This is a genomic window from Mycetohabitans sp. B8 (assembly GCF_021991875.1).
Classification (GTDB): domain Bacteria; phylum Pseudomonadota; class Gammaproteobacteria; order Burkholderiales; family Burkholderiaceae; genus Mycetohabitans.
The window spans coordinates 131,456-145,180 of record NZ_JAHLKR010000005.1 but is presented as its reverse complement, the minus strand read 5'-3'; the positions used below and the strand labels follow the sequence as shown (position 1 = coordinate 145,180).

7 protein-coding genes are annotated in these 13,725 nt (G+C 65.1%); 5 read left to right on the top strand and 2 right to left on the bottom strand.

Annotation, left to right across the window (positions count from 1 at the left end):
- Complete coding sequence (gene glnE / locus KQH60_RS02290) at window positions 1-2,853, bottom strand: bifunctional [glutamate--ammonia ligase]-adenylyl-L-tyrosine phosphorylase/[glutamate--ammonia-ligase] adenylyltransferase (RefSeq protein WP_237574972.1); 2,853 nt, start codon at window positions 2,851-2,853, stop codon at window positions 1-3.
- A 117-nt stretch (window positions 2,854-2,970) separates the two neighbouring features.
- Between glnE and KQH60_RS02285 the strand changes: the two genes are divergently transcribed.
- The 4 genes from KQH60_RS02285 (at window position 2,971) to aroG (ending at window position 11,320) form a co-directional block, all read left to right on the top strand.
- Complete coding sequence (locus KQH60_RS02285; protein ID WP_237574971.1) at window positions 2,971-7,413, top strand: YhdP family protein; 4,443 nt, start codon at window positions 2,971-2,973, stop codon at window positions 7,411-7,413.
- Window positions 7,410-8,252 carry a carbon-nitrogen hydrolase family protein gene (locus KQH60_RS02280; protein WP_237574970.1) on the top strand — a complete coding sequence of 281 codons (843 nt, stop codon included), beginning with the start codon at window positions 7,410-7,412 and terminating at the stop codon, window positions 8,250-8,252. Before KQH60_RS02285 ends, KQH60_RS02280 begins: the two co-directional genes overlap by 4 nt.
- Window positions 8,253-8,394: 142 nt before the next feature.
- Window positions 8,395-9,861 carry a metalloprotease TldD gene (gene tldD / locus KQH60_RS02275; RefSeq protein WP_237574969.1) on the top strand — a complete coding sequence of 489 codons (1,467 nt, stop codon included), beginning with the start codon at window positions 8,395-8,397 and terminating at the stop codon, window positions 9,859-9,861.
- A gap of 352 nt (window positions 9,862-10,213) precedes the next feature.
- Window positions 10,214-11,320 carry a 3-deoxy-7-phosphoheptulonate synthase AroG gene (aroG, locus tag KQH60_RS02270; protein ID WP_237574968.1) on the top strand — a complete coding sequence of 369 codons (1,107 nt, stop codon included), beginning with the start codon at window positions 10,214-10,216 and terminating at the stop codon, window positions 11,318-11,320.
- Between the two features lie 239 nt (window positions 11,321-11,559).
- Here aroG and KQH60_RS02265 read toward each other — a convergent pair whose 3' ends face one another.
- Window positions 11,560-12,108: a cob(I)yrinic acid a,c-diamide adenosyltransferase gene (locus tag KQH60_RS02265; RefSeq protein WP_237574967.1), complete on the bottom strand. Its 549-nt coding sequence runs from the start codon at window positions 12,106-12,108 to the stop codon at window positions 11,560-11,562.
- A 193-nt stretch (window positions 12,109-12,301) separates the two neighbouring features.
- On the opposite strand from KQH60_RS02265, the gene KQH60_RS02260 reads away from it, so the two are divergent.
- Window positions 12,302-13,723 carry an FAD-linked oxidase C-terminal domain-containing protein gene (locus KQH60_RS02260; RefSeq protein WP_237574966.1) on the top strand — a complete coding sequence of 474 codons (1,422 nt, stop codon included), beginning with the start codon at window positions 12,302-12,304 and terminating at the stop codon, window positions 13,721-13,723.
- The last annotated feature ends 2 nt before the right edge of the window (window positions 13,724-13,725 follow it).

Sequence of the window (13,725 nt, the reverse complement as noted above, 5' to 3'; positions counted from 1 at the left end):
TCACGCACCGAAGACCTGCTCCCATAGTCGCGTAACCGCGTCGCGCTCGGCTTGCATGCGCTCGGGTGGCACGCGCGCCTTGCCTATTCCATCGAGCCGCAGCGCATGTTGCAGCTTGCGATAGGTCCGATAGGCGCCGCCGACCTGCTCCGCCTGTGTCTCGGGTATCAGCCCGATGCGGGCCGCCTCGCGCAGCAACGCGATGTTGCCGGTGTTGCGCCGCAACGCCGGATGCGCGCCGGCATGCAGCAGCACCCAGTACTGGACGATAAACTCGATATCGACCATGCCGCCGCAATCGTGCTTCAGATCGAACAGCGCTGTGGGGTTGGGATGGCCTTCGGCCACCTTTTGCCGCATCGCGGCGATCTCCGTGGCCAACGCCCGTGCATCGCGTGGCTGAGCGAGCACCTGGTCACGGATCGCGTCGAACTGCGCGCCGATGCTCGCATCCCCGGCGCAAAAGCGCGCGCGCGACAATGCCTGGTGCTCCCATACCCACGCGGTGTTGGCGGCATCTCCCTCGCGCAATTGGTAGCGCCGGAAGGCGGTGAGGCTCGTGACCAGCAACCCGGCCTCGCCGTTCGGCCTGAGCCTCAGGTCCACGTCGAACAGCGTGCCGGCGCCGGTGGACATGGTCAACCACGTGATTAGCCTGCGCGCGAACCGCGCGTAGACCTCCGCGGCATGCTCGTCAGGATCGTCGTACAGAAAGATGATGTCCAAGTCTGATGCATAACCGAGCTCCTTACCGCCGAGCTTGCCGTATGCAATGATCGAGAAGCGCGGCACGTCGCAATGACGGCGGGCCAACTGCGGCCATACGGTCTGCAGCGTCACCTCCAGGACCGCGTCGGCCAGTTCCGACAACCGGTCGCTGATGTGCTCAACCGATAGATGACCGCCGAGATCCAGCAGCAGGATCCGGAACACCTCGGCCTGGTGTGCGTGACGCAGCAGATCCATTTGGTGCTCCGCGCCGTCTGCATTGGCAAGCCGGGCGAGCAGCATCCGCTTGAACCCGGTCCAGTCGAACGGACTGGACAGCGCCTCGTCGTCGAGCAACTCGTCGAGCACCTGCGGATGGCGGATCAGATAGCCAGCGGCCCAACGCGACTCGCCGAGCACGGCGAACACGCGTGCCAACGCGGCCGGATACTCAATCAGCAGCGCCAAATACGAGCCGCGCCGCGCGACCGCTTCAAGCAGATCGAGAAAACGCAGCAACGTCGCGTCGACCCTTTCATGGCAATGCGTTGGCGCCGCCGCCAATGCGCGCAGCACGAGTGTGTCGAAACGCGCCCGATGACGCTCCGGCAGGCCAGCATAGCGCGCGGACTGCCAGACCGCGTGCAATCGCGACAGGATGGCTAACGGGTCGTTGAACCCCAGCGATGCAAGCCGAGCGTGCAATTCATCATCGGCCGCCTCATCGGCAAGTGCACTACTCCAAATCCATGTGGCGCTCTCCTCCCACGCCGTGCCGCCAACCTTGCCGAGCGCCCGGTCGCCCGCGCCGGCGAGCGCCGCCGCATCGCTACGCTTGTGCGCGAAAATCTGATCGAACTGCTGCTCGACGAACTCGCGGTGGCGCTCCAGCACGGCCAGCAGCGCCGGATAGTCGGCAAAACCGAGTGATGCCGCCAGTTGCGCGCGCTCGCCTTCGTCAACGGGCATCGCATGGGTTTGCGCGTCGTTCACGTATTGCAGCCGGTGCTCGATGCAGCGCAGCATGTGATACGCGTGCGCGAGTCGCTGAACCGCGTCACGCGCGATCAAGCCGCGCGAGGCGGCATAATCGAGTACCGTCAGCGTCGGCCGGATACGGAACCCAGCATCCTGGCCGCCCCGGATCAATTGGAAGACCTGCGCGATGAACTCGATCTCGCGGATGCCGCCGCGGCCTAGCTTGATGTCATCGGCCTTGTCGCGGCGCGACGACACGCGGCGGGCGGCCTCCTGACGGATCTGCACATGCAACGCCCGGATCGCCGCGATCACGCCAAAATCGAGATAACGGCGGTAGACGAACGGCCTGACCTGTGCATCGAGTTGCGCTGCCAGTCGCGCGCCGGCCTCGCTGTCTACGTCCGACACCAGCCGTGCCTTGATCCACGCATAACGTTCCCATTCGCGCCCCTGCACATAGAAGTACTCCTCCAGCATGCCGAGGCTGCACACAAGCGGACCCGAATCGCCGTTTGGACGCAGCCGCATGTCCACGCGGAACACGTATCCGTGCGCGGTATGCTCGGCCAGCGCACCGATCAACCGGCGCCCGACCCGGGTGAAAAAGTCTTGGTTCGAGATCGGCGCGCGGGAGCCGCCCTCGGTCTCGCCGTCGTCCTCGTAGACGAAAATCAAGTCGATGTCCGAGGACACGTTCAACTCGCGTCCGCCGAGCTTGCCCATGCCGACCACACCGAGCGTCTGCGGCTGTCGCTGCGCGTTCAGCGGCATGCCATACAGCGCGTGCAACTCGGCACTGATCGAGGCCAGCGCGCGGCGGATCGCCACCTCGGCCAAATCCGTCATCGTGCCGGTCACCTCCGGCACATCGGCCAGCCCGGCCAGGTCGCGCTCCATCACCGCGCAGAACAGCTCGGTGCGCACCAGGCACAGTGCGCGCTTGAGCACGTTGTCGTCCACGGGCTCGTCTTGCGGCGCACCCAGTTGCGCGAGCCGCTGCTCGACCCATTGCCGCGTCAGTGGCGCGCGCGCCAGTTCCCGCACCCGTGCAGCCAATTCGGGCCGTGCCGCATACTGCCGGGCGGCATAGCGGGAATAGACGGCGCTCAGCAGCGGTTCGGCGTCGGAAGCAAGCGGGGAACTTGGCGGCGACATGTCAGTCATCGTGTCATTGGTGCGGTACATGCAATGAAACCCGCGGCGGTGACAGGTTTGGCTCGCATACCGTATGTTACATTTGGTTATTCCGCCGCAACCTATCATACGTCCCGCGCTCCTCGCATGCCCGATCGCCAGGAAAACCTCGAGCCGAACGATGCGCGCAACGCAAAAGCCGGGGGCGGATGGCTGCGCGGACCAAGCGAGCGGGTACTGCGCCGCGTGCTCGCATGCTGTGCGACTGTGGCCATCACACTGTACTTTGGCGCCGCGGCCACATACGTCGGTCTGCGCTACGTCATTTTTCCTCAGTTGGATTCGCTGCGGCCGCGCATCGAGCAACGGATCTCGGACACGCTTCACGCGCCTGTGCACATCGGTCGGCTGACCGGGCGCTGGAGCGGGCTACAACCGATGCTGGACATCGACCAACTGACGATCATGGGCCCGGACGGCCAGCGCATGCTCGCGGTGCCCGCCACCCGTGCAACGCTGTCATGGCGCTCATTGCCACGTCTAGCGCCGGTGCTCTCGAGCCTGATCGTGGAGCAACCCGAGGTTTTCGCCGAGCGGCACCCCGACGGCACCTATACGATTGCCGGCGTGCGGGTGGACCCACGCCAGCACGGCAACGGCGATCTCCTGCGCTGGCTGATGACACAGCGCGCCATCGCGTTACGCGGCGGCGTCCTGCACTGGACCGACGCGCAGCGCGGCTTGCCGACGCTGACGTTGCGCGACATCCACGTGGCCATCGACAACCGCGGTCTGATTCACCGGCTCGGCGTGCAGGCGCAGCCGGACGCACGCTTGCTGCGCGGGCCGATTGACTTGCGCGCACGCTTGCGTCATTCGCCACTGAAGCCGCTCACCGAGCCGGCGGGTTGGACCGGCACGATGTTTGTGTCAAGCGGCGACATGGCGCTGCCCGAACTGGCCCGCTACACGGATGCGCGCCTGGATGCGCAAAGCGGCACGCTGGACGTGGCTGCGTGGTTCGACTTTGCGGCCGGTGAATGGAGCGGTGCGCGCGGCGCATTGTCCGGGTCCGAGTTGCGGCTGCGCATGGACCCGACGCTGCCGTGGCTGGACGTGCCCAGCATCGGGCTGGACTGGTCGCTGCAGCGCAACGACATGCGCAATCTCGATTACACGCTGAATCTGGGCAATCTGCGCGCCGAACTCGGTGGGCAGCCCCCGCTCGCGGACGGCACGCCCATTACCCGACTGCTGAGCATTGGCGAATTCAACGGCCGGTTCCGCCGCGCGACGCTGGGCCGTGGCCAATTGATCCGCATGAGCGGCGATACGGTCGATCTCGGGCTGCTCGCGCAGTTCGTGCGCACGTTGCCGCTGCCACATCGTGTGCTCAATGAACTGGACCGATTCGACCCCCGCGGCACGCTAGCAAACTATGCGATACAGGTCGAGCGCCGCGCGCCGCGTACCCGCGAGGCCGCCAGCGTGGCGGCCATCGCAGGCGGCGAGCCGATCGTGCGCTATCGCGTCAAGGCCGCACTCGAGGGTGTCAGCATCGGCGCGCAGGAGCCGCCGCCGGGCCTCACACCGGGCGGCCACCCGCACGTGGGCCTGCCCGGCGCGGAAAACATCTGGGGCGAGATCGACGCCGACCAGAATGGCGGTCACGCGGCGATCGATACCACCCACGCCGCGGTCACGATCCCGGGGGCGTTCGACAATCCGCGACTCACGTTCAACCGGTTCGCGGCCGAAGCGGCATGGACTGCGCATCCGCTAGCATCGGACGCGGCCCGCCCGGCCGTTGCCGTCAACCTCTCGCGATTCGTCATCGATAACGACGATGTGCGCGCCAGCGCGACCGGCACCTACTCGAATCCCGGCCACGGACGCGGCAAGCTCGACATGGAGGCGAGGTTCGACCGACTGTCGCTGCCCCGCCTCGCGCGCTATCTGCCCACCGGCGTCGGCGAGCATACCCGCGCCTACCTGGACCATGCGCTAACGGCCGGGACCTCGCACAATGCAACGATCGCCATCCATGGCGAACTGGCCGAGTTCCCATACACGCACGATCCACAAGCTGGCATCTTCAAGATCGTTGCGCCGTTTCAAGACGGTAGATTCGATCCGACGCCGCACCCGCCAACGCAGGTGAGCCCCGGCACGCCGGAGGTGTGGCCGGCGTTCGACGGCATCGACGGGCTGTTCCGGATGGACCAAAACGTGCTGCGCTTTGATATCCAGCGCGCACGCTACCAGCGTGTCGCCGTCACGCAGTTGACCGGCCGCATCGACGATCTGGGCACGCTCAACTCGGATCTGGCGATTGACGGCGTGGCCAGTGGCCCACTGGCCGACATGCTCGATTACGTGAATCGCAGCTCGCTGGCAGGACTGTCTGACCACCTAGGCGAGACCGTGCAGGCTAAAGGCAACGCGACGCTGGCGCTGCGGCTGGCAATTCCGCGCCATCCAGACAAGCCGCATGTCGGCGTGAACGGCTCGGTTACGCTGGCGGACAACGCAGTGTCATTCGTGCCCGGCAAGCGGCTCGCCGCACTGCCGCCGGTCACACAGATCCATGGCAAGGTCGATTTCACCGAGCACACGATGACGATCGGGCACGCCAGCGGCCAGTTCCTCGGCGGCGACATCCGCGCCGACGGCGGGATCCGGCAAGACGGCTCGAGCAGCTTCGACGTGTCGGGCCACCTGCTTGCCGATGCGGCCCGTGCCGCAGTGCCGCCTGGGCCGCTGGCTACGCTACTTACTCGCATGTCGGGTAGCTCGCCTTACTCTGTGGCCGTGCGCACGTACAAGAACGAACTGCCTGACATCTCGGCCACCTTGGATCTAAGCGGGCTGGCGCTGCAACTGCCAGCGCCTTTCACGAAGCCAGCCGGCGTGCCGATGCCGTTCTCGTTGCGCCTGCGGCCCGCGGCTGCCGGTGAGCGACCCGCGACAGGCATCAGCCGGCTGGATGCGCGACTCGGTCCGCTCAATGCCATGTATCTGGCGCGGCGCGGCAACGACGACAAGCTGGCGATCCTGCGCGGCGCGATCGGCGTGAACCGAGAAGCGGTGCTGCCCACAGAAGGCGTGACCGCGGCCGTGGACATGACGCACCTTGACGCAGACGCGTGGCGCGCATTGCTCGATGCCATGTCGGTCCCCGCCGACGCCATATCAACGACGCCAGTGGCCGCTGCACCCTCCTCGTGCCCCGCTGCGGCTTGCACCGGCCCATCGATTTGTTCGCCGGACACAGCCGCCCCGCTCAATCTGCCCGGCAACGTCGCGGCACTCGTGCCCACCCGCGTCGGCCTGCACTTCGATACGTTGACGTTATTGAACCGCCGCTGGGAAAACGTGGTAGTCGGTGCAACACAAACACCGGGCACATGGCAAGCGAATATTGCATCGGACGAAGTCTCCGGCCATATCGCGTGGCACGCGAAGACGCCGCGCAGCCCATACGGGCAGCTTGACGCGCGGCTGGCCAAACTGGTGATCCCGGACAGCCACGAGGAGACACGGGTGAGTCGCGTGCTCGAGGAGCCAGCGCAGCATGTTCCGGGCATCGACCTGATCGTCAACGAACTCACCGTGCGCGGACACAACTTCGGCAAGTTGGAAGTGACTGCACGCAACATCAACGAAAACGGCGCGCCAGTCTGGCAATTGGACAAGCTGGATGTGGCGAACCCAGCCGCCAAGCTGTCGGCGACCGCGAACTGGAGAACGCCGCGCCGCACTAGCACTAGCACTAGCACTAGCACTAGCACTAGCACTAGCACTAGCACTAGCACTAGCACTAGCAACAGCAACAGCAACAGCAACAGCAACAGCAACAGCAACAGCAACAGCAACAGCAACAGCAACAGCAACAGCAACAGCAACGACGATAACCCGCAGCGCACTGTGCTGGGTTTTAAGCTCGATATCGCCGACGGCGGTGCCCTGCTCGACCGTCTCGGTCTGCCCCGCACGCTCAAGGGCGGCAATGGCACGCTGTCCGGCAAGCTCGGCTGGCGCGGCGGGCCGACGCGCATCGATTACCCGACTCTGGAAGGGAGCCTGTCGCTCGGCCTGTCGCATGGCCAGATCCTGAAAGTCGATCCGGGCGCTGCCAAGCTGCTCGGCGTGCTCAGCCTGCAATCGCTCGCTCGCGTGGCGACGTTGGACCTGAGCACGTTGTTTGGCGAAGGACTGCCGTTTGACAATGTGACCGCTACCGGCACGATCCGCAACGGCATCGCCAGGACCGGCGATTTCACGCTGGACAGTGCAGCAGCAAAGATCACGATGCAAGGCAACGCAGACCTCGGGCGCGAGCAGCAGGACCTGCTGGTGACGGTGGTCCCCGCGCTGAGCGTGGGGACCGCGGCACTGGCCACGGCCGTGGTCAACCCGCTGCTCGGCCTGAGTACCTTTGTCGCCGGCCTGATCTTGTCCGACCCCATTTCGCAGTCGTTTGCGCGCCACTACGCGGTAACCGGCTCGTGGTCGCATCCGCAGGTCGAGCAGGTGCCGGACGATCACGGTAAGATGGGCCGACCTGAATCTCATGTGTCACGGCAATGAACGACTCCGTTTTTCGCGCCAGCGGCTCCGCGTCCGGCATGTTCGCGCTGGCGGCGCTGCAAATGGTCAGCACGCCGGACGTGTCGCGGAACTTGCAGGCCGCCGGCGAGTTGATCGCCGAAGCCGCTGCTGGCGGCGCGCAACTCGTGCTGCTGCCCGAGTATTTCTGCTTCATGGGGCATCGCGACGCCGACAAGCTGGCTGTGCGGGAAGCGCCGGGCGACGGCCCGATTCAGCAATTTCTCGCCGATGCCGCGACGCGGCATCGCGTATGGATCATCGGTGGCACACTGCCGCTCGTGGCTCCGGAACCGGGGCGGGTGATGAACACCACGCTGGTGTTCGACCCGCAAGGCCAAGCCGTGGCCCGCTACGACAAAATCCATTTGTTCAACTTTGACAAGGATGATGCGTCGTTCGACGAGGCGCGCACGATCCGGCCTGGCACCGACGTCGTCGCGTTCGACGCGCCGTTTGGCCGCGTAGGCTTGTCGGTATGTTATGACTTGCGCTTTCCGGAGTTGTATCGCAAGCTTGGCGACTGCGCGCTGATCGTCGTGCCATCGGCCTTCACGTACACGACCGGCCACGCACATTGGGAGATGCTGCTGCGTGCGCGCGCCGTCGAGAACCAGTGCTACGTGTTGGCCGCGGCCCAGGGCGGCACGCACGAGAATGGGCGCCGCACATGGGGCCACAGCATGCTGGTGGACCCATGGGGCCAAGTCGTCGCAGTGCGCGCGGACGGTGTCGGCGTGGTATCAGGCACGATCGATGCCCGACGTATCGCGCAGGTAAGACAGAGTCTGCCGGCGTATCGGCATCGGGTGCTGGCATGAGCGCACCGCAGCGTCGTTGCCCGCAAGCCGGCGGCGGCTCACACCCCGTCCAGCAGGGCCACCTGCGGCTTGAATCGTGCCGCCGCGACGCCAACTTCTATCCAAACTCCTGTCCATTTACCCGTCAAACGGGCGAGCCCGCATGAACATCATCGAACCTCACATCCGCCATCTCGCCACCGCCAAGGACCTGCTGCTCACGCGCTACGGGCTCGACGAGGCCATCCTCGTGCGCACGCTGGGCGAGATTTTCTCCCATCGCGTCGACTACGCGGACCTGTACTTCCAAACGACCCGCAGCGAAGCGTGGAGCTTGGAGGAAGGCATCGTCAAATCGGGCAGCTTCAGCATCGACCAGGGCGTGGGCGTGCGCGCGGTGGCCGGCGAGCGTACCGCGTTCGCGTACTCGGATGATTTGTCACCGCAAGCGCTGGCACAGGCAGCCCAGGCCACCCGCGCGATCGCCCGGGCGGGGGGCGGAAAGACCCGCGTGCGGGCGGCCGGTGCGTTGCGCGGCGTCGCGGGGCGCGACCTGTACCTGCCGGCCGATCCGCTGCACTCGCTGGATGCGAATGCGAAAGTGGCACTGTTGGAGCGCGTCGAAAAAATGGCTCGTGCGAAGGACCCACGCATCACGCAGGTCATGGCGGGCTTGGCGGGCGAATACGACGTCGTGCTGGTGGCGCGCAGCGACGGCGCGCTGGCCGCCGACGTGCGTCCGCTCGTGCGCGTTTCGGTCACCGTGATCGCCGAGCAGAACGGGCGCCGCGAGATCGGCACCGGCGGTGGCGGAGGCCGCTACGACTATGGCTACTTCACCGACGAGGTACTGGCGCGATACGTCGACGACGCGGTGCATGCCGCGCTGGTGAACCTGGAAGCGCGCCCCGCGCCCGCCGGCACCATGACCGTCGTGCTCGGGCCGGGCTGGCCGGGCGTGCTGCTGCACGAGGCGATCGGCCACGGGTTGGAAGGCGACTTTAACCGCAAGGGCTCGTCGGCGTTCGCCGGACGCATCGGCGAGCGGGTCGCGGCCAACGGGGTCACGGTGGTCGACGACGGCACGCTGGCGAACCGGCGCGGCTCGCTGAACATCGATGATGAGGGCAACCCTACGCAATGCACGACGCTGATCGAGGATGGCATCCTGACCGGCTACATGCAGGACACGCTGAACGCGCGACTGATGAAGATGAAGGTAACCGGCAACGCGCGGCGCGAATCGTATGCCGCGTTGCCGATGCCGCGCATGACCAACACCTACATGCTGGGCGGCGACAAGGATCCCGCCGAGATCATTGCGTCGGTCAACCATGGCCTGTACGCGGTGAACTTCGGCGGCGGACAGGTCGATATCACGAACGGCAAGTTTGTGTTCTCGGCCTCCGAGGCCTACATGATCGAGAACGGCAAAATTGCCTACCCGGTCAAGGGCGCGACGCTAGTCGGCAGCGGACCGGAGTCGCTCAAGTACGTGTCGCTGATCGGCAACGACATGTCCTTGGACACGGGCGTGGGCGTGTGCGGCAAGGAAGGCCAGAGCGTGCCGGTCGGCGTCGGGCAGCCGACGCTGCGCATCGACCGCATGACGGTGGGCGGCACGGTATAACGCCCATCGCGCAGATACCGCAAGCGGATTGCGGTTTTTAATGAAACGACGCAATCGTGCGTTCGTCATTGTTGCCCCCTGTTGCCAACGGGGGGCGTCCGGAGTATAAAGTTGGCGTACTCGGAACCGACGCCACCTTTCGATTCGTTTGCATTTCGCGATGTCCGCCAACTTTTATTTTTATTTCTTTTGGCATCTCAGGCCGCTGGCGGATCGAGAGGGCAGGTGACGGACAAGCGAATCACCCCTACATTCCCGAAAAACCGCCAGTCCGCCTGGCGGTTTTTTTTCGCCAGGCGCCAGGCCCCGAACACCGCGCGCGACGCGCGTACCGTTGAACCGGAGAACACTGATGGCCCTGCACAACACCGATGATGTCCGAATCCGCGAGCTCAAGGAATTGACGCCGCCCGCGCACTTGCTGCGGGCGTTTCCCTGCGAGGAGCGCGTCGCCGACCTGATCTTCAACGCTCGCCAATCGCTGCATCGGATCTTGCATGGCATAGAAGACCGGCTCATTGTCGTGATCGGCCCGTGCTCGATCCACGACACGCGTGCGGCACTGGAGTACGCGCAGCGCCTAGTGGAGCAGCGCAAGCGCTTTGCCGGTGAATTGGAAATTGTGATGCGTGTGTACTTCGAGAAGCCGCGCACGACTGTGGGCTGGAAGGGGTTGATCAACGACCCTTACATGGACAACAGCTTCAAGATTAACGACGGATTACGGACCGCGCGCGAACTGCTGGTGCGAATCAACGCACTCGGGCTGCCGGCCGGCACAGAGTACCTGGACATGATCAGCCCGCAGTACATCGCCGACTTGATCTCGTGGGGCGCGATCGGCGCGCGCACTACCGAATCGCAGGTGCACCGGGAACTGGCCTCCGGATTGTCGTGTCCGGTCGGCTTTAAGAACGGTACCGACGGCAACGTGAAAATCGCGGTCGACGCGATCAAGGCCGCTTCGCAGCCGCACCATTTCCTGTCGGTGACCAAGGGCGGTCATTCGGCGATCGTATCGACCGCTGGCAACGAAGACTGTCACCTTATTCTGCGCGGCGGCAAAACCCCGAACTATGATGCGGCAAGCGTCGACGCCGCATGCTCCGCGATCGGCAAGTCGGGGCTAGCTGCGCGATTGATGATCGATGCAAGCCATGCCAATAGCGAAAAGAAGCACGAAAACCAAATTCCGGTTTGCGCGGACATCGCCCAGCAAGTCGCCGCCGGCGACGAGCGCATCATCGGCGTGATGGTGGAGTCCCATCTGGTCGCGGGACGCCAGGATTTGAAGGACGGCTGCGAGTTGATCTACGGTCAGAGCGTCACCGACGCCTGCATCGGCTGGGACGATAGCGTGATGGTGCTCGAAGGACTAGCCGAAGCGGTCCGTCAACGGCGCATCGCACGCGGCAGCGGCAATTGCAGCGGACGGCAACGCTGTGACAACGGCGATTGACCGGAGATAACCACTGACCGGCACCGGCGATCAGCCGGCGACAATCACTCACCGACAACGGCGATCGACTGGCGACGGCCACTCACCGGCAGTGGCGATCGGCCGGCGACAACCACTTACCGGCGATGGCGATTCATCGCAATGCAATCAATGGCGGGGGCCATTGAGGGGCGACGGAACATGACCGTGTGCCGCAATGGGCTGGCGCCCCATGCCGTGACGTCGGCACGCGCGGCCCCTTACGCCCGCTCATGTCGCCACAGCACCTCCAACTGGCCCGTCGCGTCATTGAGCACGCGGGCCAGGACGAACATCAGGTCCGACAGGCGGTTCACGTACTGCCGCAGCGCAGCATCGACGGCTTGTTCCTGACCGAGCGCGACGATCGTGCGCTCGGCTCGCCGGCAAACGGTGCGGCACAGGTGCAACAACGCAGCCGGCCGCGAACCGCCGGGCAGGACGAACTCGCGCAGCGGCGGCAAGTGCGCATTAAATTGCTCGAGCCAGCCGTCGAGCCGCGCGACATGCTCGTGGCTGATCATCACCTCGCCCGGCATGCATAGCTGCGCACCGACGTCGAACAAATCGTGCTGCACCGCAATGAGCACCTCTCGCACGCGGGCCGGCAATGTTTCGGCTAGCAGCACGCCCAGCGACGAGTTCAACTCATCTACATCGCCGATCGCCGCGATGCGCGTATCGTCCTTGGCCACGCGGCTCGCGTCCCCCAGGCTGGTGGTGCCATCGTCACCTGTGCGTGTGACGATCTTGCTCAAGCGGTTTCCCATCATGGCTCCTGTGTTGAAGACTGGATCGAGGGCAGTTTGCCGTATCCGCCGCGCATTATAGTGATGTGCATGCTGCCACGCGATCTCGTCCGGCGCCCCGCCTCGCGATGCAAACGGCTTTGGCGATGCGCATTGGCTTAAAATAGTGAATCAGTTGACCCGCTTGCATGCCCTGTGTTCAGGAGACCCTCCCGTGACTCATTCGATTGCGCGCGCCGCCGTGCGCAAGCCCTTCCCTCCATCGCTGCTCGACGCGCTCAAGGGGGCATTCGACGAACGCGTCTCGGTCGCTGAAGCGGTACGCGCGCACCATGGGCGCGACGAGTCGATGTTCGATCCGCAGTGGCCGGATGCAGTCGTCTACGCCCGCACGACGCAAGAGGTCGCGGCCATTGTCGCACTGTGCGCGCAGTACGAAGTACCGGTGATTCCGTATGGCAACGGCTCGTCGCTCGAAGGACATCTGCTCGCGGTGCAGGGTGGCGTAACGATCGATCTATCCGAGATGAACCGCGTGTTGTCGATCGACGCGCACGACCTGACGGCCACCGTGCAAGCCGGCGTGTCGCGCAAGGCGCTCAATGACACGTTGCGCGGCACCGGCTTGTTCTTCCCAATCGACCCCGGCGCCGACGCGAGCATCGGCGGCATGGCCGCCACGCGCGCGTCGGGCACGAACGCGGTCCGCTACGGCACGATGCGCGAGAACGTATTGGGCTTGACAGTGGTGCGGGCCGATGCACGCATCATCCACACGGGCTCACGCGCGCGCAAGTCGTCGGCCGGCTACGATCTGACACGCCTCTTTGTTGGCTCCGAAGGCACGCTTGGCGTGATCACCGATGTCACCGTACGCCTGTACCCGTTGCCCGAAGCGATTTCCGCGGCCGTGTGTGCATTCCCAAGCATGGGCGACGCCGTGCGCACCGTGATCGAGACGATCCAGTTCGGCGTGCCGGTGGCGCGCGTGGAATTCGTTGACGCGCTCGCGATCCGTGCGATCAACCGCCACTCGAATCTGACATTGCCGGAGATGCAAACGCTGTTCTTCGAGTTCCATGGCAGCGAGACCGGCGTGCGTGAGCAGGCGCAGACGGTGCAGGATATTGCCGCGCAACATGGCGCGCAAGGCTTCGAATGGGCTACCCGCCCGGAGGAGCGCAGCCGGTTGTGGAACGCGCGGCACAGCGCCTACTTTGCGATGTTGCAGTTGCGCCCCGGTTGCCGCGCGCTGACCACCGACGTGTGCGTGCCCATCTCGCGGCTGGCTGAATGCGTCGAACAGACAGAGGCGGACCTGAAGCAATCGTCACTGCTGTGCCCGATCGTGGGCCACGTCGGCGACGGCAACTTCCACGTCGCGATGCTGATCGACCCCGCTAGCCCGGCCGAAATTCAGCAGGCGGAGCAGTTAAACCAGCAGATCGTGTCACGCGCGCTGCGCTTTGGCGGCACGTGCACCGGCGAGCACGGCGTCGGCCTGCACAAAATGGATTTCCTCGTCGACGAGCATGGCGCAGATGCCGTTGACACGATGCGAGCGATCAAGCATGCGCTTGATCCGCGCAATCTGATGAATCCCGGCAAGATTTTCGCCTTTCACGGGCCGCACTAGAC

What these genes read in the sequence shown, in the direction of transcription:
- glnE (WP_237574972.1), bottom strand. Translation starts at nt 2,853, where the DNA reads ATGACTGACATGTCGCCGCCAAGTTCCCCGCTTGCTTCCGACGCCGAA.
- KQH60_RS02285 (WP_237574971.1), top strand. Translation starts at nt 2,971, where the DNA reads ATGCCCGATCGCCAGGAAAACCTCGAGCCGAACGATGCGCGCAACGCA.
- aroG (WP_237574968.1), top strand. Translation starts at nt 10,214, where the DNA reads ATGGCCCTGCACAACACCGATGATGTCCGAATCCGCGAGCTCAAGGAA.
- tldD (WP_237574969.1), top strand. Translation starts at nt 8,395, where the DNA reads ATGAACATCATCGAACCTCACATCCGCCATCTCGCCACCGCCAAGGAC.
- KQH60_RS02280 (WP_237574970.1), top strand. Translation starts at nt 7,410, where the DNA reads ATGAACGACTCCGTTTTTCGCGCCAGCGGCTCCGCGTCCGGCATGTTC.
- KQH60_RS02265 (WP_237574967.1), bottom strand. Translation starts at nt 12,108, where the DNA reads ATGGGAAACCGCTTGAGCAAGATCGTCACACGCACAGGTGACGATGGC.